The organism is Coriobacteriia bacterium (genome assembly GCA_018368455.1).
GTDB lineage: Bacteria > Actinomycetota > Coriobacteriia > Coriobacteriales > UMGS124 > JAGZEG01.
The window spans coordinates 89769-112026 of record JAGZEG010000002.1 but is presented as its reverse complement, the minus strand read 5'-3'; the positions used below and the strand labels follow the sequence as shown (position 1 = coordinate 112026).

The window sequence follows — 22258 nt, the reverse complement described above, 5'->3', positions numbered from 1 at the left end:
CCTGGAGGTTCCTCATGGACGTCGCCTCGCTTGCCGATGCCGCTGTTGCCGCGCTCAAGGCCGTGGACGCCTGGATCTGGGGCATTCCGATGATCGTGGTGCTGCTCGGCTCCCACATTTTCCTGACGGTGCGCACCGGCTTCATCCAGCGAAAGATCCCTGCTGCCATCAAGATGACGTTTGCGAAGGACGCGGGTTCGAGCGGTGACATCTCGCAGTTCGGCGCCCTGTGTTCGGCTCTGTCGTCGACGATTGGCACGGGCAACATTGTCGGCGTGGGTACGGCCGTGTTCGCGGGCGGTCCCGGTGCCGTGCTGTGGATGTGGCTGACCGGCGTGTTTGGCATCGCGACGAAGTACGCCGAGACGTTCGTGGCCGTGAGGTATCGCGTCAAGGACCACAAGGGCGAGATGCTCGGCGGTGCCATGTATGCGTGGGAGCGCGGCTTCCTCAAGCACAAGGACGGCTCGAACCGGCGTCCCGACGGCAAGGCGCCTGTGTGGGCGCGCATGGGAGCCGTTCTGTTTGCCCTGCTGGCGGCCATTGCCTCGTTTGGCATCGGCTCGGCGGTGCAGTCCACGTCGCTGGCAGACGTCATCACGACCAACGCGCCCGGCGTGCCCGCGTGGGCGGTGGGCCTCGGCGTGGTCGTGCTCGTGTCGCTCGTCATCTTCGGCGGCGTGAAGTGGCTGGCGAAGGTGTGCGAGCGCATCGTGCCGTTCATGGCGATCGTCTACGTGCTGTGCTGCATCGCCATCCTCGTCATCAACGGGCCGTACGTGTGGTCGGCGCTGCAGCTCATTGTTGAGTGCGCGTTCACACCCAAGGCGGCATTTGGCGGTGCGGTGGGCTCGGGCATCGCGGTGGCCCTGCAGTTCGGTTGCGCGCGCGGCCTGTTCTCCAACGAGAGTGGCATGGGCTCGGCGCCGATCGTGGCATCGGCGGCTGTGACGACGAACCCGGCGCGTCAGGCGCTCGTCTCCATGACGGGGACGTTCTGGGACACGGTCGTCGTCTGCCTGCTCACGGGCCTCGTGCTCGTGTCGACGCTCGTCGGTAATCCCGAGATTCTTGCGGACGGTACGATCACGGCAGGCGCGCAGCTCACGAGCGCGGCGTTTGCCAAGATCCCCGTCATCGGGACGCCGGCGCTCGTGTTCGGCATGGTGCTGTTCGCGTTCACGACGATCATCGGCTGGAGCTACTACGGCAACCGCTGCGTGACGTACCTGTTCGGCAAGCGCGCCATCCTGCCGTACCAGATCATTTACGTGGCTATCGCCTTCCTGGGCGCCGTGGGCCTGGGCGACGTTGCGTGGACGTGCTCCGACATCGCAAACGCACTCATGGTCGTGCCCAACATCATCTGCGTGCTGCTGCTCTCGGGCCTTGTTGCCCGCGAGACGCGCCACTACGTGTGGGACGGCCACATCGAGGAGCAGTTCGACGAGGAGATTCCCGTCCACGAGGACAAGTAGGAGGGAACGCGGGAGGGAAGGCAGACGCGCCCCGGGCGGGAGCTCCGGGGTGTGGCGCGGATGGACGCACCCTGGATGAGGCGCAGGATCGCAAACGCCCTCGTCGCCCGCGGCGCAATGCGGTCGAGCGCATCTGGGGTGTGGCGCGATTCGCGGTTGTGCGGGGTTTTGCAAAGTGACGCCTCTGAGATGGGCGCAAACTCCGATTATGCGAGGTTTGCAAGGCTCTCTGTGGCTGAGGAAATCGCCGCTGCTTAGAATAACCGCAGGCCAGAGCACTAGGAACGTCGGGACGTCCGCGACTTGGGCACCTAAAATGTCGCGCAAACCTTGCATAGCCGCAAATCGCGCCCAGATTCGGCCTCTGGTTTTGCAAAACCTCGCACAATCGAAAAAGGCGCCACCGTGGAGCGGGGCCGGATCCTGCGGATAGGCGAAACGCGGCGCTGAGCCACCAAATTGCCCCCGAAGAAGGGACTGCGCGATGCCGCATATCGCATGGCGCAGCAGGGCGACCCCGTCTCTCACCCCACCGCTGTGCCACGGAGGTTTGCCAGCACCCCGCTTTATCGGTAGCGTTGCTGGATGAAAGACAGCAGGCTGCGCTCCTCGTCGGACAGGATGCGGTCCTGCCTCATCAACAGCTCGAGCGGCATGCGGATGTCTTGATTGTGCGCATCGCGAATGGGGAGGATGCTGAGCCCCTCGTTGGTGATCGTGCGTAGGGCGTGCTGCAGGGGGCGCACGACGTAAAGATGGCTGTCGGAGATGAACCCTATGTCGCCGTGCGGGCTGATTCTCAGCGACGAGATGGGCAGGTCAATGCCGGCTGTCCGCGCGTTTGCGACGAGGGCATTGTTGTACTCGGTCTCATCTGAAAACAGAATGAGCTCGCCGTTCGTCAAATCCTGAACGGTGATGAACTCGTTTTCGCCCTCGCGATGGGCAAATGCTTCGGCAAAGCCGCGCGAGGTGATGGCAGCGATGCGGAACGTCTTGAGAAACCACCGTCTCAGATCGGTCGATTCGGCCACCTCTCGCGGCGGTACGGTGATGCCGATGTCGATAGCGCCGGTGCGCAGCGCGTCGATGATGGCATTTCCCGCCATCTCGATGAACGTCAACGTGAGCGCGGAGTGCTGTTTCTGGAATGTGAGCAGATCGGCGCGGCTGATGCTCCCTCCGTTCTCACGGAAGCAGAGCGAATGGATGCCGAGGACGATGGTGAGGCTGTCCGTTTGGCGATAGCGCTGGGTGGTGTCCAACAGGCGAGAGAGCGCCTCGAGGGCCTCCTGGGCCGGCTTGAGGCAGGCTGACCCGGCGTCGGTCAGGGCGATGCCGCTGGGCGTTCTCCGGAAGAGGCGCACGCCCATGCGTGCCTCGAGCAGCTGGATGCTTCGCGATATGGCCTGCGGCGTGACAAAGAGGTCGCGAGCTGCTTGGGAATAACTGCTTGCGCGGGCGGCTTGGACAAAGTATTCGAGCTGATGGATATCGAGGTCAACCACGTATATGCCCCCTAGCTCGCTGATGCGTCGGACGGGCCCCGTGTGCTCAGGCGCCTTATCCTCGCATTCTTTAAATTATAGTCGAATCATGGCTAATGAAGTAGCAAGTTCTGCTTGCAGCTCCTCAAGCACCTTTTGATACCCAAGACGGGATGCGCCCCCTTACGATGGATGTGTCGATTGAGGGATCGACACGTTGAGAGATAGCCGCAACGAAAGGGGAAATCATGGCTCAGAACTCCGTTTCCAACCGCAGCGTGGGTCGCCGCGACTTCCTGAGGACGGTGGGCGTGTGCAGCGCGGCCGCGGCTGCTGCGGGCATGATGGCGACGTCGGCGCAGGCGACCGAGGCTCCTGCGGTTTCCTGGGACGAGGAGACGGACGTCTTTGTCGTGGGCACGGGTTTTGCCGGAATGGCCGCGGCTATCGAGGCAAAGCAGGCAGGCAGCGACGTCATCATCATCGACAAGATGGGCATGTGGGGCGGCAACTCCTCGCTCAACGGCGGCGACATGGCGGCCGTGGGCACACCTCTGCAGAAGGATGCGGGCGTCGAGGACAGCTTTGAGCTCATGGAAAACGACATGCTTGTCGCCGGCAAGTATTACAACCATATCGACAAGGTAAAGAAGCTCGTCGAGCATTCGGCCGAGGCCGTCCAGTGGCTCACGGACATTGGCGTCGAGTTCACGAAGCTCAATTTCCACGGTGGCCACTCAGTGCCGCGTACGAACACCACGTCCAACGCGACGGGCCGCGACATCACCGAGGCCCAGGAGACGTTCATGGAGGGGCTCGGCGTTATTCCCCGCCTGAACACGAAGCTCGTCAGCCTCGTCGAGAACGAGGACGGCCGCATCATCGGTGCCGAGGTGCTCGAGGACTACAAACTGGGCGACGACGCGTCGGGTACGCCCAAGCGCATCAAGGCCCGTAAGGCCGTCGTCATCGCAAGTGGCGGCTTTGCTCAGGATGTGCAGATGCGCACTGTTCATGAGCCCCGTCTGACCGACGCCTTTGGCAGCACGAACCACGAGGGCGCAACCGGAGAAGCCCTGCGCGAGGTACTCAAGCACAAGGCGATGGACGTGCATCTGGACTGGATTCAGCTTGGCCCGTGGACGAGCCCCGACGAGGTGGGCTTCGGCTTCTGCCCGCAGTTCTGCGAGCGCCTGGTCGGCTATGCCCCGATGATTGACCCCGCGACGGGCAAGCGCTTCGTTAAGGAGACGGGCGACCGCAAGGTACGTGCTGACAAGATGATCGAGCTCAATCACGTCACGATTATCTTCGGCGACGAGCCCACCGTGAAGCGCCAGGTTGTCGAGCGCATTCTGAACGGCGGCCTTGAGAACGGCGTCTTTAAGAAGTTCGATACGCTTGAGGAAATCGCCGAGGAATACGACATACCCAAGGACGAGTTCCTTGCCGAGGTGGAGAAGTGGAACGGCTACGTTGAGGCCGGCGAGGACCCCGACTTCGGCACGATGATCATGGAGGGCGCCGAGCCCACGCAGACGCCGCCGTTCTACGTGGCTCGCCTGTGGCCCAAGGTCCATCACACGATGGGCGGCGTGCACACGAACATTGACTGCCAGGTCATCGACCAGGACTTCAACGTCATCCCCGGCCTGTACGCGGCCGGAGAGGTGACCGGCGGCACGCACGGCGCCGTTCGCCTGGGAAGCTGCGCCATCACCGACTGCGTCGTCTTTGGCCGCATAGCCGGCCAGAAGGCCGCCGCCGAGGAGCCTGTGGCGTAACATCAGAACCACCGGATGTCTCCGGGATTGCAGGCGCGATCGCGGTGCATGGGCGTGCGGGTGCCATGGGTACCCGCACGCTTCTTTATTGAATTGCTCCATGGGTGAAATTGTGCCGGAGAGTTGTTCTGGCTGCGCGGCCTTGGTATTGCTTGTGCAGCGGCGGCGCGGACGAGCTGGATTTTGCGCGTGCCTTGGTGGTCCGGGAGGCTCGACCATTTTCTTGGAGTGCGCTCTAGCTGCTATGATGCGCGCGGGCAGAGACCCCGATACGTAGGCTGCGTCCATGCTGCATGCCGTTATCGGGAGAGGGAGAGGACATCCACACCATGAAGCAAATCACCCTGGGGGGCACGGGCATCGTCACGCCGCAGAACGCGTTCGGCGCGCTTCCCATCCAGCGCGTTACGACCGACGAGGCCGTTCACCTGCTGCGCCGCGCATTCGACGGCGGCATGACGTTCTTTGACACGGCGCGCGCCTACAGCAACAGCGAGGAGCGCGTCGGCCTGGCGTTCGAGGGCATGCGCGACCAGGTGACCATCGCCACGAAGTCCATGGCACAGACGCCCGAGGCTCTGGCGGAGGACCTCGAGACGTCGCTTCGCCTGCTGCGCACCGACCACGTCGACCTCTACCAGTTCCACTGCGTCAACCAGGTGTGGCGACCTGGCGACGGCACGGGCATGTACGAGGCCATGGAGGAGTTCAAGCGCCAGGGCAAGATCGGGCACATCTGCGTGACGGCGCACAAGATCGGCGTGGCCGAGGACCTCGTGGAGAGCGGCCTGTACGAGACGCTGCAGTACCCGCTGAGCTACCTGGCTTCCGATCGCGAGATCGCCCTGGTGCGCCGCTGCGCCGAGAAGAACGTCGGCTTCATCGCCATGAAGGGCCTGGCTGGCGGCCTGCTGTCGAACTCGCGCGCCTGCATGGCGTTCATGTCGCAGTTCGACAACGTCGTGCCGATCTGGGGCGTCCAGAAGGAACAGGAGCTCGACGAGTGGCTGTCGTACATGGGCGATGCCACGCCGACGATGGACGAGGAGATGGCGGCGTTCATCGAAGCCGAGCGTGCCGAGCTCACGGGCAACTTCTGCCGCGGCTGTGGCTACTGCATGCCGTGCCCCCAGGGCATCACGATCAATCAGTGCGCCCGCATGTCGCTCATGCTGCGTCGCGCCCCGTCGCAGGGCTGGCTGTCCGAGCACTGGCAGCAGGAGATGGCCAAGATCGAGGGCTGCACGAACTGCGGACGCTGCCGTCGCCACTGCCCCTACGAGCTCAACATCCCCGAGCTGCTCAAGGCGAACCTCGCCGACTACCGCAGCGTCCTTGCGGGCGAGACGGCGGTCTAAGCTCGCCGCATAAGGCAGCGTTGGGAACACCGATGCGGGGTGCCGGCCAGGACGATGATGGCCGGCACCCCGCGCTGCGTTTGGGGGTCACCCGAAACGGCATTCTCTGTGCTTTGGCGCGTCCTGTGGTGCTGGAGCGCATGTGCGCGGCTGCCGGCGCTGCGAGGACCGATTGCGCCTCTGACCTGCCGTTTCTCCTGCTAGATTGCAATTCGTATGTTTCGGGTGAGCCCAGAAGCTCTGGATGCTCCTACGATGAGGCCCATCTGAGTGCCGGGGGCACTCCCGACGAGCTTGCCTCCGAGCTGGCGGAACTCGACGCGTTCGAGGCTGACGTGCAGGCCAAACGAGGCGCGGGCCTTGTCGCCGAGATGACGGGCCCGAATGACGGCTTCTATCCGGAGGGCCTGTCGTTCGACGCCGCCTCTCTGTCGGCGGGCGCCTTAACGCGCACGGTCGTCGTGCTGGCTGACCGCTTCACCGGCGAGGCGGCGGAGTGGCTCGTTCGAGCTGCTCGCGAGGCGGGCTTTGCGACGGTCGTGGGTCGCGCGACACTCGGCTCGCTCGACAACACCTGCCCGCGTGTTGTGCGCCTCGACGAGGACTATGCGCTCATCATCCCCACGGCGACCTACGTTGCTGCGCGCGAGAGCATGGCAACGCTGGGCCACGGCATCGCTCCCGATGTCCACGTCGCCTGGACGCCCGAACACCTCACGCGCGATGTCGACCTCGAGGTTGCCTGCGAGCGGGCACGTGCGGAGACGCAGGGATAGGGGCTGCGCGTCCCGAATGCGCCGGGCGCTGGAGGGCGATCTTTTCGGTTGTGCTAGGTCTTGCAAAAGCGGGGCCCCAAAATGGCCCCGAATGACGGTTGTGCTAGGTTTGCGCGGCGCCTGGGAGGCGGGATGCCTGCCCTCCGGGTGCCGCGCGGCCCGTCTACCTGCGGTTTTTTCAGATGGCACGCCTGCCCTGCACCGCGATATCTCGCGCAAACCTCGCACGACCGCAATTCGGGGTCAGATCCGGCGCCCGGTTTTGCAAAACCTAGCACAACCGCAAAAGCGTGCCGGGTCTCGGGCACATCCATTGGGGACACGCCTTGAACCCGCTAAACTCACCTGCCTACCGTGCCCGGAGGGCCTCCTAAGGGCCTTCGGGCACGGCGCAGTGAGGGGCGGCTTTTCGGGCACCCCGCAAGCTCGTCGCACTTTACGCGCGCACCCACTCCGTGAGGCAGGCGTCGAGACCCGCCTCGAGCGCGGCGCGGTCCATGTGGCGCCCGATGATGCAGATCTTCGTCTCGCGATCGCCGCAGACGGGATCCCAGTCCGCGAGCAGCTCGGGGCTCTCCTCCAGCATCTTCGCCTTCTCGTCGGCCGGTGCGCTGTCGACGAACAGGCCGTTCTCCTGCAGGCTTGCCTGGCGCCCGGCCTGCTCGAACAGGTAGCACATGTCGGGGTCCTGCGCTGCCCACAGCGAGCCCTTCGAGCGAATGACGTTGTCGGGCCACGTCTGCACGAACGCGTCGAACTTGTTGACGTCGAACGGCTGTCGGCGCGCGTAGACGAACGTCTCGATGCCGTACTCGAGCACCTCGGGATCGTCGTGCTCCTCGGGGTGCTCCATGGCGTCGACCCACGCTGCCGAGTTGTATGCCGTCTCGAAGTCGAAGCGGCCCGTGTCGAGCAGCTCACTCATGGGGACGTTGCCCTGCTGGGCCTCGACGATGACGGCATCTTTCTGCAGGCTGCGGACGATGCTCTTGAGCTCGGCGACCTGCTCGGGCGTCACGCGGTCCGTCTTGTTGAGGATGAGCGTCGTGCAGAACTCGATCTGCTGGATGAGCAGACTCTCGATATCGTCCTCGTCGATGTCCTCGGCCTCGAGTGCTTTGCCGCCGTTGAACTCGTCGTACATGCGGGCGCAATCCACAACGGCAACGATGTTGTCCAGGGCGAGCGGGGCATCGCCGTCATAGCGGCTCTGGTCGCAGAATGCTGAGATGGTGTAGGCGATGGGGATGGGCTCGCAGATGCCTGATGCCTCGATAAGGATGTAGTCGAACTCGCCCGATGCTGCGAGCTCGCCGAGCTGGCGAGAGAGGTCGTCGGAGAGCGTGCAACACAGACAGCCGTTCGTCATCGGGATGAGGTCGCCGCTGACCTGCGACAGACCGCCGTCCTTGATGAGGCGCGCATCGACGTTGATCTCGCCGATGTCGTTGACGATGACGGCGGCGTGGATGCCCTCCTCGTTGGCAAGGATGTGGTTGAGTAGCGTTGTCTTGCCGGCGCCGAGATAGCCGGTGAGCAGGACGATTTGCGTGGGCTCGCCGGGCTTGCGGCGGGCGGGGGTGCTTTCGGACATCGGGACTCCTTAGGTTGCGGGCAGGCTGGGACGATGCGCCGGGCCTGCGATTTCCGGGGATTATATGCCCGCTGTATCGGTCATCCCTCACCTTGTGCTGCGCGCATATAAGAACAGCGCGCGAGCTATCCTGAACGCGACGAATGCCGATTGGCGCGCAGTCGTGGGGCCTGACGAGGGGGGCGGATATGGGAGACGTGACGTCTGCAGGGGCGAGCCAGCCTCGGCGCATCCGAGATTTTGGCGTGGATGTCGGAATGCTGCCATGCGGGGCACTTAACAAGATCACGGATGTGCCGGGCGTGGCGGTGGGCCATTCAACCGTGCGGCACGGGTCGGGCGCGAACGCGGTGAACACCGGCGTCACGGTCGTTGTGCCCTGCGAGGACAATCCTTTCGTGCGAAAGCTCGTTGCGGCGGCCTACGTGCACAACGGCTTTGGCAAGACATGTGGAACCGTGCAGGTCGAGGAGCTCGGCACACTCGAAACGCCCATCGCGCTGACGAATACGCTGTGCGTGGGTCGCGTTGCTGACGCGCTTGTGGGCAGCGTGCTTGATCGCTGTGGGCGAGAGGGCGCTGAGGCACTCTCGATCAACCCGGTCGTGGGGGAGTGCAACGATGCTCGGCTTAATCGAATCGCGCTGCGGGCGGTGGGAGGTGTCGAGCTTGAGCAGGCGCTTGTGGCGGCGACGTGTGATTTCGAGGAGGGCGCGGTCGGGGCAGGCGCGGGCACGGTGTGTTTTGGGCTCAAAGGGGGCATCGGGTCGGCATCGCGCCTTGTCGAGGTGGGCGGTCGCACCTATACGATCGGCGTGCTTGTGCAGTCGAATTACGGAGCGACGGTAGATCTCGTTGTGGGTGGGCGCCCGCTGGGGCGCGGGATAGTCGAACGTCTCGCGCGAGAAGCGGGCTTTTCGCCGGCTCTGAGCTCGGATGATGACCGGGGCTCCATCATGACGGTCATCGCGACGGACCTGCCGCTTGACGCGCGCCAGCTGCGCAGGGTCATTCGTCGCGCCGGCGTGGGCATTGCTCGGACGGGCGGCTACACGGGTAATGGCTCTGGCGAGGTCATGATCGGTTTTACGACGGCGAATCGCATCGAACCAGCCGAATCCGACGCGAGCGGCCTGCGCTCGGTGTCCGTCCTGCGCGAAGAGCTGCTCGACGGCGCCTTCAAGGCCGTTGCCGAAGCCGCGCACGAGGCCATCCTCAACTCGATGGTTGTGGCCGGTCCGGCGATAGCGCTCGATGGCACGCGAGTCCACAGCCTCGCAGAGTTTCTGTAGCCCGCACGATGGCATGCCCCTGGCCGCGCACGTGCTCCGGCCAACTCCGGGTTGCGGCTGGCATCCATGCATGCCATGATCGTGGTATGGCCACGCCATCTCATGCCGTGCTCGGGGTGTTGTGCGCGCGTCCGTATCGTTCACCAGACTCAGGATTGGGCCCAGCTGCTCTAGTCGTAGCTCACCGGAGGTTGGCAGCTAGGGCGCGGAGGGTCGTGGGGTAGCCTATGGAGATCAGGCAACTGGAGTATTTCGTCGCGGTGGCCGACATGGGCGGGTTTACGCGGGCGGCGCAGGTGTGCCATGTCGTGCAGACGACGGTGAGTCATGCGATCGCTGCGCTTGAGCGTGAGCTCGGTGTCGAGCTGTTCGTGCGCGAGGGGCGCTCTGTGCGCCTAACACCTGAGGGGCGCGTGCTGTTGTCCGATGCCCGCACAGTCGTTGAGCGTGTACGCCGCGCCGAGCGCGATCTTCGACGCCGGCAGTCATCCCAGCGTGACGCGTTGCTGCTGGGCTACTATGGTGCTGGCTTGGGTGACGATTTTCCCGAAACGATTCGACGCTTTCGCGCACAGACGGGTCTCGATGTCGTGTTGCGCGGGGCCGACTCCGATGCCGCACGCGACGATCTCGCTGCTGAAGTGCGCCTTGGGGCAATCGACGCCTTTCTTATCGCACATGCGCCGATTGCGGAGTATGACCGCTGGGCGCGTCAGATCGTCGTCGCCTACAACCGGGTGTTTCTCGCATGTGCCCCCGATGACGAACTTGCTGACGAACGATCATCTCTGCCGCGCGGGGGATTGGGACCGGTCGCTGCGAGCATCTGTCTGTTTCGGGCGTCGCGTACTGACGAGTATGTGGCCGCGATGCGTGCTTGGCTGGCCGAGGACTTCGGCGTCGACTCGACCCTCATCTCGTGGAACGACAGCATGGAGGATGTGAGGCTGCTCGTGCGCTGCGGGCAGTGCCGCACGCTGTCGTTTCGCAACGCCGACGCGCCGAGCTTCGAGGAGGGCGGCCTGGTCTACCGGCGCATCGACGAACTGGAATACCTGCCGGTCACGCTCGTGTGCCGTCGGGACGATGATGCTGGCGCGTCTGGCGATTCTTGTCCACCCGAGTTTGCCTCCCCGGCAGAGCGCTTTGCCGAGGTGGCCCGCGCCGTCTCGAGCGAGCGTGGCATCGACGTCATCCGCGTCGAGGACGGGGCCACGGTGTCGGGATCCTAAGAGATGCCGCGTGGGCGTCGCCGGGCCCTCCGGCCTGCTCCCATGAGTGTTATGCACGCATTCCATGAAGAGCGTTCGTTGGCAATCCCTGCACGGCGGGGGCACCATGGTTTCAACGAGCGGCGCATAAGGGGATGTGCCGCAGGGGGTCGCCGATTCGGGCAAGAGCGGCATCGCAAGTCGGGTTCACGTGCCATCGTTAGGATGCGCGTTTTCGCTCGGGGCCGGGCTCATGCCACGCCCGTGCGGTGACCTTCCCACAAGGACAGGGAAAGGGGATCCACTATGGAGCTCATGCAGACCCGTCGCCAGGTCATCGCCGCCGGCGCCGCAGCGGCTGCCGCCATCGGCGTCGCGTCATCGTCCGTCGGCAAGGCGCTTGCTGCGGAGGTGACCGGCGCGACCTCGTACACGCCCGGTACGTACGAGGCGACGTATCCGGGCTTTGGCGGCGACGTCACCGTCGCGATGACGTTTGATGCTACCTCAATCACCGATGTGGAAATCGATGCCGTGGCCGAGACGAGCACGGTAGGCGGCCCGGCTGCCCAGACGCTACAGCATGCCATTCTCGATGCCCAGAGCGCCGACGTCGACGGCGTCAGCGGCGCCACGCACACGAGCGATGCCGTGCTTAGGGGCGCGGCCGATTGCGTTGCGCAGGCGACAGGTGGCTCGATGGAGATTCCTGAGGTCGTCATGGCACCGGGTACGTATAAGGCTTCCGCGCCGGGTTTCTCCGTCGTGCGCGAGGTGCCCGTCACGGTGACGGTTGACGAGAAGCTCATCAAGGGTATTCGCATCGATCAGTGCGTTGAGACTGGCCACATCCTCGACGCTGCCAAGCTCGTCATCCCGCGCATCTGCGACTCCCAGTGCACGGCTGTCGACGCCATCTCCGGCGCCACGATCACGTCGAATGCCATCAAAGCGGCCGTTGACAAGTGCCTCGTCCAGGCGCTTGAGGCGGCGGGTACCGACGCGGCCGCGCTCGAGAACTTCCACCGCAACAAGCCGGCTAAGGCCCACGAGGGCGAGACGGTCGAGTATGACGTCGATGTCGTCGTGTGCGGCATGGGCGGCACGGGGTGCGCCGCGTGCACGCGTGTTGCCGAGATGCAGCAGCAGGCCGGGCGCGAGGTCAGTGTGCTCGCGCTGGAGAAAGCCGCGCTCTACGGCGGCACCTCGTGCGCCACGACGAGCCTGTTCGCCGTGAACTCGCAGGTGACGCAGGATTGCTACTACGGTGGCGAGCAGATGTACGACATCGACGAGATGAAGCAGTACATCGTCGAGTCCACCAATCCCACCGAGGCTAAGCTGGCGACGTGGGATTACGAGCTGGCCGAGAGCGGCCCCATGGTCGACTGGCTCTACAGCCACGGCTTCTACTTCGGTGAGCCGCGTCCGGGCTTCTGGGGCACGCAGTACGCCTCGCAGTATTACTACTGCGCTTATCAGGGCGAGGACAACCTGGCCACGCTGCACCGCTGCTTTGACCAGATGGTCGGCGACTACGTGGGTATGGGCGGTCGCTACCTGCTTGAGACGCCGGCCGACGAGCTCATCGTCGAGGGCGGCAAGGTTGTGGGCGTTCGCGCGCACAACCTCGCCGATGGCACGCAATACGTCATCCACGCCAAGGCCGTCATGATCGCCGAGGGTGGCTTTGCGGGTGATCCCGAGAAGATGCAGACGTGGGTGCAGGGCGCTCAGGCTGGCGACTGGGCCGTGCTGGGCATGACGCAGAACACCGGCACGATGATGGCCGCGGCGCTTGATGCAGGCGGCCGGCTCGATGGCATGGAGGGCTGCATCGCCGGCAGTGTCCATAACATCGCGTCCTCCAAGATTCTGACGGGCTTCCCGATCAACTTCCTCGAGGGACGGGAGGATGCGTGGCGTGGCGACACGGCCTCGTGGTCGCTCAACGACGTGCCCAACATCATGAGCGCGGCACGTGACGCCATCTACGTCTACCCCGACGGCACGCGTCACATCAACGAGGGCGGCACATGGTCGTGGGGCACGGATGGCCCGCTGTACTGGACGGTGTGGTCGCAGCCGCAGATCGACGACATCGCGCAGAACGGCTTTGCCGAGAACAACACGCAGCTCTTCCTGTGCTGCGGCTTTGCGACCTTCCCTCTCAACCAGCCGATTCCCGAGATGGCTGAGGTTCTGGCCGCTGGCGAGGAGCAGGGCTTCATCGTGAGCGCCGAAACGCTCGAGGAGCTGGCCGAGAAGATGGGTGTTGACCCGGCAGCGCTGAGCGAGACGATCGCGACGTATAACGATGCGTGCGCCAGCGGAAATGACGCACAGTTCGGTAAGGACGCGCAGTATCTCAAGGCTATCGACGGCGCGCCGTACTATGCCATCAAAGCTATGCCGCGTACGTACAACTCGGGCGGCGGCCTGGTGACGAACCTGGACATGCAGGTGCTCGACGAGAACAATCAGGCGATTCCCGGCCTGTATGCCGGCGGTAACTGCAACATGTGCATGCCGGCTATTGCGTTCGGAGGCGAGCTGCAGATGTGGGCCTATCTTTCCGGTAAGACTGCCGGTGAGAAAATGGTGGCCGATCTCGAGACGCTGTAGACCCTCGAGGGCGATGCGACTCCTGACTCGGGTCGGCGTGACTCATCTCAATTTGTAAAAAGGCGCGACTCTGGCGTGTGGCTGTCGCCGGAGTCGCGCCTTTTTGCGTGCCCTCTACTCGCGTCGCATTTCGATGGGACGAGTTTGACTTGCGTGAATCCAAGCGACTGCCGCTCACCCTGTTGCCTATAGGGAACACATGTTCGTATATAGTATGATTACCTCGAAGGGGAGCGGAGTGCGCGGCATGTAATCCGCTCGAAAAAGTGATAGCTTTTATGTTATCATCGAGGTGGTATATGTATCAGGTTGAGTTTTACGAGACATCAGGCGGTGCCGTGCCGGTCGAGGACTTTCTCGATGGCCTGCCCATCAAGCTGCGGGAGAAAACGCTGCGCGGGCTGCTTTTGCTGCAGGAGATGGGACCTGCGCTCCGGGGAGAGGAGAGCTCATATCTGCGCGAGGGGCTGTTCGAGCTAAGGGTCCAGTTCGGCGGCGATATAACCCGATGTTTCTACTTCTTTCACGTGGGCAAGCGAATTATCGTGACGAGCGGCTTTGTCAAGAAGGCCCAGAAGACGCCTGCGCGTGAGATTGAGCGGGCACTTCGTTATAAGAGGGACTGGGAGGGGCGATATGGCACCACGAACGCTCGATGACTATGTGGCTCGGCAGCTGCAAGATCCCGAGTTTTCCGCTGTCTGGAGAGAGGGCGAGGGCGAGTACCAGGCTATGCGTGCTCTTGTGCGGGCGCGCGAGGAGGCAGGCCTGTCGCAGCGCGGATTATCCGAGCTTTCGGGTGTGCCCCAGAAGACGATAAGCCTTATTGAGTCAGCGGGGACAAACACGACGGTCGAGACGCTAGCGAAACTTGCGCGTGGCATGGGGAGGGTGCTGACCATTCGCTTCGAGCCGCCTTCTGAAGCGGCGGAAGGCCCCGTGTCTGCGAGAGGCGATCTCCTGCCTGCCGAAGCGTAACAGGCTGCCGGGAGTCCGGCCTGCGGTTCTCTTCCGACCGGGGCTGACGCCCCTTGTTCCTCCGGTCGCGCAAAAGGGCGCGGACCCAGCATGCACGATCGCCACCGGGTCCGCACCCCGCTCCTTAGAGGACGCTTGCCGTTACTCCTGTGGGCCCTCCCACACGACGGGCTCCGCGCTGGCGGGATCCTCCGTCGCGGCGTTCTCGCCGGCGATGCGACCGAACACGAGCGCCTGGATGAGGCCGTTGCCGCTCATGTACGCTGCACCGCCGCGCGAGGAGAAGCCCTCGGTGCAGCCGCCGGCAGCGTAGAGGCCCTTGATGAGCGTCCCGTCGGCCCGCAGCACGTGGCACGCCACGTCGGTGACGGCCCCGCCCTGCGTATGACGGATCTCGCCGGTGATCTTGAGCGCGTGGTACGGCGGCTCAAAGCTTGCGGGCAGCTTCGTGCGGTTGAAGACATCCTCGCCCGTCTCGATGCCCGCCTGGTAGGCGGCGACCGTAGCCGTCAGCGCCTCGACGTCGACGCCGATCACGCCTGCCAGCTCCTCGACGGACGCGCCGTCGTAGACGATGCCCGCCTCCTGCCACCCCTCGTAGCCGGTGCTCTTGGCGACCTGCTCCTCGGTGAACACCATGAACGCGACGTGCTCAGGCTGGGCTAGGATGTGCGGTGTGAGCTCGGAATATCCTCCGTACTCGTTCATGAAGCGCCGGCCATCCAGGTTGACGGCAATGCCGCCGTTGTTGAAGATGCCCTGCTCGACGCCCTTGTCGTTGTCGACGTCGTGGAACGCGTAGCCCTGCCACGCGCCCATGCACTGCAGGTCGGCACCGAGCTCGGCCGCCCACTTGATGCCTTCGCCGGTTGCGCCCGGTGCCACGACCTTGTAGGCGGGGATGGCCTCGGGCATGTACTGGGCGATCATTTCGTCGTTGTTGCCAAAGCCGCTCGTCGCGAGCACGACGTTGCGGGCCGTAATCGCCAGCTCGTCGCTGCAGGCGCCCACGACGGTGTCGCCATCAACGATGAGGCCCTTGATCTCCGTGTCGAGGTGCTGCTCGATATTGGCGTCGGCGCCCATCGCGTCGATGAGCTTCTGGGTGAGGCCCGCTCCCGCGCCGTCGGCCGTGTGCATGCGGTATGCGCTTTGACCGTAGTACAGCGTCTTGTCGAGCGTCCAGGTGACTCCGAAGCCCTCGGTCCACTCGATCATGTCCTTGCCGCGCTCTGCAACGGTGTAGACGAGGTCTTCGCGCACGCTGTAGTTATTCGGGCGGAAGATGTCTTGGGCGTTGGCGCGCACGGTGTCCTGCTCGCCGCGCTCAACCTGCTGCTTCGTCCCGACGGCCGGGATCTTGCCGCCCGAAAGGATCGTGGCGCCGCCCAGCATGCCAAGCTTCTCGCAGATGATGACCTTCGCGCCGGCCTGCGAGGCAGCCAGACTCGCACAGATGCCCGCGCCTCCGCCGCCGATGACGAGGACATCGCAGCTCAGCTGCTCGAGCCCCGACACGTCAGCGGGCGTCTTGGCGTGCTCGTAGGCCGGAGCCTCCGCCGCGCTCGCCGGTGACCCCGCGAGTGTCCCCACCGCCCCGAGTGCCGCCAGCCCCGCCGCGCTTCTGATCGCGTCGCGCCTCGTAAGTTCGATCCCCATGATGAGACCCCCTTCTCAAGATGGGCAGCCGAGCCCCTCCCGGCCGCCCCGTCTTTCAGCATAGTGGTGCTGGGGAGCGCTGTCCACACGCCGTCCCGTGGGTCTCGCCAGGCACGGGGTACCTCGCCGGCCAGGGGAGAGCGCGAGCTTTCCGACGGGGCTGTTAACGCGGCGGAAACAAGGCGGAAGTATCCCGGAACATGAAGGGTTCTCTTACGTTGTGGCGTACGCTGCGGAAAGGGTGCCCGCCCTGCTCGTGCCGACAAAGCGCAGCCGGGCCGGCCCAAGCCTCGGGAAGAGGCCCTCGCATGTGCGCGCCTAGGGAAAGGGACATTGCTATGGCTGCATCTACCCTGTTCACCTCTGCTCTTGATCGCCGCAGCTTCCTGAAGGGCTGCCTTGCTACGGGTGCCCTGCTTGCTGCGGGTGGCCTTACGTCCCACGCTGCGCTGGCCGACGAGGCCGCGGGCGACAAGCAACAGGGTGGCGTTCTGCGCTACTACATCTCCAACCCTACGAGCATCGACCCGTTTGACCTGGAGGAGTTCAACGGCGTGGCCGTCGCCTTCCAGCTGTTCGAGCCGCTGACGTACTACAACTTCGAGACGGGCAAGCTCGAGCCCCTCGCTGCCGAGAGCTGGGAGTCCAACGAGGCCGGCGACGAGTGGACGTTCAAGATTCGCGAGGGCCGCACGTTCCACGACGGCACGAAGGTCACGGCTGCCTCGTTCCAGTATGGCTGGAACCGCCTGTGCAGCCCCTCCACGACGGATCAGCCGTCCGTTGTCTCGTATCACCTGGGCATGGTCGACGGCTATAACGACGTGCTGTCCGGCGCCGCTGACGAGCTGGCCGGCGTCAGCTGCCCCGACGAGATGACGCTCAAGGTTAAGCTGTCCAAGCCCTACGCCGACTTCGCCTACGTTGTCTCTGCCCCCGCCCTTGCGCCTATCCCCGAGTGCGCCAAGGAGGACTTCCGTACGTACACGATGGCGCCGGTCGGCAACGGCCCCTTCAAGATGAAGGGCAGCTGGGCTGACGGCCAGTACATCGAGCTCGAGCGCTACGAGGACTACGCCGGCGAGAAGCCGCTGGTCGACGGCATCTACTTCTCCATCTTCAAGGATAAGATCACGGCCTACACCGAGTTCCAGGCGGGTAACCTCGACGAGGTCGACCTTCCCTCGACCCAGGCTGCCCTCGCTGTCGAACAGTACGGCAAGTCCGAGGACGGCTACACGGCCCAGCCGGGCAAGCAGGTCCTCATGGGCGATCTGCTCTACACCTCTTACCTCGGCCTGTGCGTGACCGACCCCGCGCTGCAGGACAAGCGCGTCCGCCAGGCCCTGTCGTTGGCCATCAACCGCCAGGCCGTGTGCGACACCATCCACCAGGGCCTCGCGACGCCCGCCGGCGACATCGTGCCCACGGCTATCGAGGGCAACGACGAGACGCGCTGGACGTACAGTGCCTACGATCCCGACAAGGCCGGCCAGCTGCTCGACGAGGCCGGCTACCCGGCAAACGGTGACGGCCAGCGCGATCTGAACCTGACGATCCTCGTGTCGTCGTCGAGCGACACGGCCGAGTTCCAGATGTACCAGGCCGACTGGGCTGCCGTGGGCGTCACCGTCGAGATCCAGCAGATGGAGTACGCTTCGATGCTTGACAACTTCACGGCGGGTACGTTCCAGATCGGCAGCCGTGGCTGGTACGCGGACTACCCGATCATGGACAACTTCCTGTATCCGCTCATGTATACGGGCAACGGCGACAACGTCTCGCACTACTCCAGCGAGGAGTTCGACGCCAAACTCGACGAGGCGCGTCACACGATCGACAACGATAAGCGTCGCGAGCTCATGTGCGAAGTCGACGCCATCGCGGCCGAGGACGTGCCGATCATCCCGCTCGTGCACAAGGGCCTCAATAAGGTGACGTCGGCTCGCGTGCACGACTTCACGATCAACGCGCAGATGTTGCCGCTGTGCACGAAGGTCTGGCTCGACGCGTAAGGAAATAGCGCGCGGGTTGTTTCGCGTGCTTGAGCGGTTGACGTAGAGGGCGGGCTCGTCGCGAGGGGATCGCGGCGGGCCCGCTTTTTTACGCGCGGTGGCGTCTCCGGGGTTGCCGGAGCCGCGCTGGCGGCCAGAGCAGGAGCAAGCGACACCTGTTTGGCCAAAACTGCCCCGCTTTGCGAGTCTCTAGGGAGTGCGGGGACTGCTGGCGAAGGCAAAACCGCAGGTGGGTTCAGGACGCCAGACGGACTGAAGGAGCTTTTGCGGCTCGAAGGCGCCTGGCTCCTCGCAAAGTGGGGGAGTTTTGGCCAGCAGGGTGGGCTTCTGCTCTTCTCTGGGCCGGCGCCGCTACAATGGGGGCGACTTTCGCACCCGGCGGCCCCGGTCGCCGGGCGTTTTGCGTGTGCGGCCGCCATTGCGTCGCGCGCCTCCTGGAGAAAGGGCCTCGCCGTGCTCATCCACCGCCTTGCCGCGCAGCTTGCCACCTCTGCCGAGTTTCGCTCCATCGAGCGCTCTCTCGGCTTAGGCGACGATGCCACGCTCGGCATCGGCCAGTCCGCTCGTCCGCTGCTCATCGCGGCCGTCTATGCGCGCAATCCCCGCCCCACGCTCGTCGTCGTGGCCGGCGAGGACGCGGCGGATCGCACAGCACAGGCCCTCTCCGCCTACTTGGGGCGCGACACTGTGACGCGCTTCCCCGAGCGCAAGGATGCTCCTTGGAGCGACAAGGTGGCTGACGGCTCCGTTGTTGGCGCTCGCTGTCGCGCCGTTGCCCGCCTCAACGCGGGCGAGCCGTGCGTCGTCGTGAGCTCGGCCCGCGCGCTTCTGCGCTGCGTTCCCATGGCGGGCAGCGGCTACTTCGAGCCGATCACCTTCCAACTGGCCCAGGAGGTGCCCTTCGCCGACGTGCCCGCCCAGCTGCTGTTCCGCGGGTATACCAACGCGGGCGCAGCCGATGAGCCCGGCACGTTCCACGTCCACGGCGACGCCATCGACGTCTTTCCCGCCCAGGCGTCGAGCCCCGTCCGCATGGAGTTCTTTGGCGACGAGATCGACGCCATCCGCCGCATGGTGCCGGCGACCGGCCAGACGATCGGCGACATCGAGCGTGTCACGCTGTTCCCCTGCCGCGAGCTCGCCCTGACGCCGCAGGCTGTCGAGCGCTGTCAGAAGCGCCTTTACCAGCTGGCGCAGGACGACGACGAGGTCGCCGCCCACATGGAGATGCTCTCCCAGGGCGTCGTCTTTCCCGAGCTTGACCGCTACCTGCCGCAGCTCTATGCGACGACTGTCTCCCCGCTGGCCCACGTCAGCCCCGATACGCTCATGGTGCTCGCCGAGCCGCGCTCGCTGTTCGACGACGCGACGCGCGCCTACGACGACCTCTCTCAGGCCGCTATCGAGCGCCGCGGCGGCTCCACGAAGCGCATCGAGCTCGACGGCCTCTACCTGCCGCCGGCCAAGCTCGACTTCGGTACCCAACAGCGCCTGACCCTGGTGGCCCTGCTGCGTGCTGGCGGCGCCGCGACGGCCGAGATGCAGGTCCAGCAGCCCGACGTCGCCGGTGGCGCCCGCCTCATGCGGCGCCTGTCGTACTTCACGCACTCCGGCATCGCCTGCGTTTTCGCCATCCCCGACTCCGATGCGCGCCGCTCCATGAAGCTGTCGCTGACCGACGAGCGCTTGCCTATCGTCGAGTCGCTCGGCAACGATCCCGCCAATGCCGCCCCGCTCACGAAGGCCTGGGCCGACGTTGCCCCCACGCCTTTGCCCCGCGGGTCGGTCCTCGTGACGGACGCGCCCATCCCGGCAGGCATCGTGCTGCCCGACGCTCGCTTGGCCGTCATCTCGGCCGGTGACCTCATGAGCCGTATGGCCAAGCACGGCAAGCGCCGCAACGTCGACGTGACGGACGTGACGTTCCCGTTCAAGCCGGGCGACTACGTCGTCCATGCCACGCACGGCATCGCGCTGTTCGCGCAGATCGTGCGCCAGGAGGTCGCCGGCCGCGAGCGCGACTACTTCCTGCTGGAGTATGCGGGCGGCGACAAGCTGTTCGTGCCGTTCGAGCAGGTTGACCGTATCACGCGCTACGTCGGCCCCGAGGGCGACGCGCCCCGGCTCACCCGCCTGAACACCGCCGACTGGAGCCGCGCGACCACGAAGGCGCGCAAGGCCGCCAAGAAGCTCGCGTTCGACCTCGTCGACCTCTACACCCGCCGCGCCAGCGCCCAGGGCTTTGCGTTCTCGCCCGACACGCCCTGGCAGCGCGAGATGGAGCAGAGCTTCCCCTACGACGTCACCGAGGACCAGGCGCTCGCTATCGCCGACATCAAGGCCGACATGGAGTCGACTAAGCCGATGGACCGCCTGCTCTGCGGCGACGTGGGCTTCGGCAAGACGGAGGTTGCTCTTCGCGCGGCGTTCAAGGCGACGCAGGACAAAAAGCAGGTCATGGTGCTGTGCCCCACGACGATTCTCGCCCAGCAGCATTACCAGACATTCTCGGAGCGTTTCGCCCCGTTCGGCGTCACCGTCGAGGTCCTCTCGCGCTTCCGCAGCGCCAAGCAGCAGCGCGAGGCACTCAAGGGCTTCGCGGCTGGCGAGGTTCAGGTGCTCGTGGGCACGCATCGCCTGCTGTCCAACGACGTCAACCCGCGCGACCTGGGCCTTGTTATCGTGGACGAGGAGCAACGTTTCGGCGTGCAGCACAAGGAGCAGCTCAAGAACATGCGCGAGCAGGTCGACGTGCTGACGCTGTCGGCGACGCCCATCCCGCGCACGATGCAGATGGCCATGTCGGGCGTTCGCGACATGTCGCTTATCAAGACGCCTCCCGCCGGCCGTCGGCCCGTGAAGGTACACGTCGGCGAGTGGGACGAGGATGTCGTGAGTGCGGCCATCCGCCTGGAGCTGGCGCGTGGCGGCCAGGTGTACTACGTGTCGAACCGCGTCAAGGCCATCGACGACGCCGTGAACCGCGTTATGAGCGTGGCGCCCGAGGCCCGCGTGCGCGTCGCCCATGGTCAGATGAGCGAGCGCGAGCTCGAGGACGTTATGGAGAGCTTCGTCACCGGCAAGACCGACGTGCTCGTGGCCACGACGATCATCGAGAGCGGCATCGACAACCCGCACACGAACACGCTGATCATCGAAGACGCCCAGCGCTTGGGCCTCGCGCAGCTCTACCAGCTCAAGGGGCGCGTCGGTCGTGGCAAGCTGCAGGCCTACGCCTACTTCATGTTCCCGCCCGACCTGCCGTTGACGCCGGAGGCCACCGAGCGCCTCGTCGCGATCGGCGAGCACACTGACCTGGGCAGCGGCATGAAGATCGCGATGCGCGACCTGGAGATCCGCGGCGCCGGCTCGCTCATGGGAGCCGAGCAGCACGGCAACCTCTCGAGCGTCGGCTTCGACCTCTACACGCAGATGCTCGGCGAGGCCGTGGCGCAGGCGCGTGGCGAGGAGCCGGCCGAGGCGGCGGAGGCCACGGTCACCATCAACCTGCCGGCCGACTACTTCCTGGACGAGGAGTACGTGCGCGACGTCGACCGGCGCGTGCTTGCCTACCGCAAGCTCGCGGCCGTCACGGAGCTCGCGGCTGTGGATGCGCTGGAGCACGAGATCGCCCAGACGTACGGGGAGCTGCCGCTGGCGGCTCGCAACCTGTTCGACCGGGCGCGCATTCGCATCCGGGCCGATCGGCTGGGTGTCGCCTCGGTGGGCTACGTTGCCGGCAAGATCCAGCTGGGCGGGACGAAGGTGCCGGTCGAGACCGCCAAGCTGTGGCGTTCCCGCGGCGCGCTCGTCTACCCCAAGACCGAGAAGGTGACGTATCCGTTCCGCAAGGGCGAGGAAGAGCTCGTGCCGAGCGCTCTGGCGTTGCTCGAAGAGCTTGGCGGGGCTGACGAGTAGCGAAAGGAAAGCGGCGGCCTCGCCCCCTGCCTGATGGATGAGGGGTGAGGCCGCATGCTAGAACGGGCTGAATTCCGAGCTCT

The 22258-nt window shown here is 65.1% G+C and carries 14 protein-coding genes; 11 read left to right on the top strand and 3 right to left on the bottom strand.

Annotated features, from left to right (window positions below):
• Nucleotides 1-14 precede the first annotated feature (14 nt).
• Nucleotides 15-1478, top strand: a complete 1464-nt coding sequence (locus KHZ24_01750; protein MBS5449928.1) for a sodium:alanine symporter family protein — start codon at nucleotides 15-17, stop codon at nucleotides 1476-1478.
• 566 nt (nucleotides 1479-2044) lie between these two features.
• On the opposite strand, the gene KHZ24_01745 is transcribed toward KHZ24_01750, so the two are convergent.
• The gene (locus tag KHZ24_01745) at nucleotides 2045-2986 is read right to left on the bottom strand and encodes a LysR family transcriptional regulator (GenBank protein ID MBS5449927.1); all 942 of its coding nucleotides are present in this window, start codon (nucleotides 2984-2986) and stop codon (nucleotides 2045-2047) included.
• 227 nt (nucleotides 2987-3213) lie between these two features.
• Between KHZ24_01745 and KHZ24_01740 the strand changes: the two genes are divergently transcribed.
• From KHZ24_01740 to KHZ24_01730, 3 genes are all read left to right on the top strand, one after another.
• Nucleotides 3214-4749 carry a flavocytochrome c gene (locus KHZ24_01740; GenBank protein MBS5449926.1) on the top strand — a complete coding sequence of 512 codons (1536 nt, stop codon included), beginning with the start codon at nucleotides 3214-3216 and terminating at the stop codon, nucleotides 4747-4749.
• A 329-nt stretch (nucleotides 4750-5078) separates the two neighbouring features.
• On the top strand, nucleotides 5079-6107 hold the full coding sequence (locus KHZ24_01735; GenBank protein MBS5449925.1) for an aldo/keto reductase: 1029 nt from the start codon (nucleotides 5079-5081) through the stop codon (nucleotides 6105-6107).
• A gap of 125 nt (nucleotides 6108-6232) precedes the next feature.
• Nucleotides 6233-6883 (top strand): hypothetical protein, encoded by a 651-nt coding sequence (locus KHZ24_01730; GenBank protein ID MBS5449924.1) that lies wholly within the window; start codon nucleotides 6233-6235, stop codon nucleotides 6881-6883.
• 436 nt (nucleotides 6884-7319) lie between these two features.
• On the opposite strand, the gene KHZ24_01725 is transcribed toward KHZ24_01730, so the two are convergent.
• Nucleotides 7320-8477, bottom strand: a complete 1158-nt coding sequence (locus KHZ24_01725) for a GTP-binding protein (protein MBS5449923.1) — start codon at nucleotides 8475-8477, stop codon at nucleotides 7320-7322.
• Between the two features lie 188 nt (nucleotides 8478-8665).
• On the opposite strand from KHZ24_01725, the gene KHZ24_01720 reads away from it, so the two are divergent.
• The 5 genes from KHZ24_01720 (at nucleotide 8666) to KHZ24_01700 (ending at nucleotide 14583) form a co-directional block, all read left to right on the top strand.
• Nucleotides 8666-9769, top strand: a complete 1104-nt coding sequence (locus tag KHZ24_01720; protein MBS5449922.1) for a P1 family peptidase — start codon at nucleotides 8666-8668, stop codon at nucleotides 9767-9769.
• Nucleotides 9770-9996: 227 nt separating this feature from the next.
• Entirely contained in the window at nucleotides 9997-11001 is a 1005-nt protein-coding gene (locus KHZ24_01715) for a LysR family transcriptional regulator (protein MBS5449921.1), read from the top strand.
• A 285-nt stretch (nucleotides 11002-11286) separates the two neighbouring features.
• Nucleotides 11287-13605, top strand: a complete 2319-nt coding sequence (locus KHZ24_01710; GenBank protein ID MBS5449920.1) for an FAD-binding protein — start codon at nucleotides 11287-11289, stop codon at nucleotides 13603-13605.
• A 299-nt stretch (nucleotides 13606-13904) separates the two neighbouring features.
• Entirely contained in the window at nucleotides 13905-14264 is a 360-nt protein-coding gene (locus KHZ24_01705; GenBank protein ID MBS5449919.1) for a type II toxin-antitoxin system RelE/ParE family toxin, read from the top strand.
• Nucleotides 14242-14583, top strand: a complete 342-nt coding sequence (locus KHZ24_01700; protein ID MBS5449918.1) for a helix-turn-helix transcriptional regulator — start codon at nucleotides 14242-14244, stop codon at nucleotides 14581-14583. Before KHZ24_01705 ends, KHZ24_01700 begins: the two co-directional genes overlap by 23 nt.
• Before the next feature lie 141 nt (nucleotides 14584-14724).
• Here KHZ24_01700 and KHZ24_01695 read toward each other — a convergent pair whose 3' ends face one another.
• On the bottom strand, nucleotides 14725-16242 hold the full coding sequence (locus KHZ24_01695; protein ID MBS5449917.1) for an FAD-binding protein: 1518 nt from the start codon (nucleotides 16240-16242) through the stop codon (nucleotides 14725-14727).
• A 338-nt stretch (nucleotides 16243-16580) separates the two neighbouring features.
• Between KHZ24_01695 and KHZ24_01690 the strand changes: the two genes are divergently transcribed.
• Both KHZ24_01690 and mfd read left to right on the top strand, forming a co-directional pair.
• Nucleotides 16581-18257 (top strand): twin-arginine translocation signal domain-containing protein, encoded by a 1677-nt coding sequence (locus tag KHZ24_01690; protein ID MBS5449916.1) that lies wholly within the window; start codon nucleotides 16581-16583, stop codon nucleotides 18255-18257.
• A gap of 453 nt (nucleotides 18258-18710) precedes the next feature.
• Nucleotides 18711-22175 carry a transcription-repair coupling factor gene (mfd, locus tag KHZ24_01685; protein ID MBS5449915.1) on the top strand — a complete coding sequence of 1155 codons (3465 nt, stop codon included), beginning with the start codon at nucleotides 18711-18713 and terminating at the stop codon, nucleotides 22173-22175.
• The last annotated feature ends 83 nt before the right edge of the window (nucleotides 22176-22258 follow it).

What these genes read in the sequence shown, in the direction of transcription:
- KHZ24_01750 (MBS5449928.1), top strand. Translation starts at nt 15, where the DNA reads ATGGACGTCGCCTCGCTTGCCGATGCCGCTGTTGCCGCGCTCAAGGCC.
- KHZ24_01740 (MBS5449926.1), top strand. Translation starts at nt 3,214, where the DNA reads ATGGCTCAGAACTCCGTTTCCAACCGCAGCGTGGGTCGCCGCGACTTC.
- KHZ24_01735 (MBS5449925.1), top strand. Translation starts at nt 5,079, where the DNA reads ATGAAGCAAATCACCCTGGGGGGCACGGGCATCGTCACGCCGCAGAAC.
- KHZ24_01725 (MBS5449923.1), bottom strand. Translation starts at nt 8,477, where the DNA reads ATGTCCGAAAGCACCCCCGCCCGCCGCAAGCCCGGCGAGCCCACGCAA.
- KHZ24_01720 (MBS5449922.1), top strand. Translation starts at nt 8,666, where the DNA reads ATGGGAGACGTGACGTCTGCAGGGGCGAGCCAGCCTCGGCGCATCCGA.
- KHZ24_01715 (MBS5449921.1), top strand. Translation starts at nt 9,997, where the DNA reads ATGGAGATCAGGCAACTGGAGTATTTCGTCGCGGTGGCCGACATGGGC.
- KHZ24_01710 (MBS5449920.1), top strand. Translation starts at nt 11,287, where the DNA reads ATGGAGCTCATGCAGACCCGTCGCCAGGTCATCGCCGCCGGCGCCGCA.
- KHZ24_01705 (MBS5449919.1), top strand. Translation starts at nt 13,905, where the DNA reads ATGTATCAGGTTGAGTTTTACGAGACATCAGGCGGTGCCGTGCCGGTC.
- KHZ24_01700 (MBS5449918.1), top strand. Translation starts at nt 14,242, where the DNA reads ATGGCACCACGAACGCTCGATGACTATGTGGCTCGGCAGCTGCAAGAT.
- KHZ24_01695 (MBS5449917.1), bottom strand. Translation starts at nt 16,242, where the DNA reads ATGGGGATCGAACTTACGAGGCGCGACGCGATCAGAAGCGCGGCGGGG.
- KHZ24_01690 (MBS5449916.1), top strand. Translation starts at nt 16,581, where the DNA reads ATGGCTGCATCTACCCTGTTCACCTCTGCTCTTGATCGCCGCAGCTTC.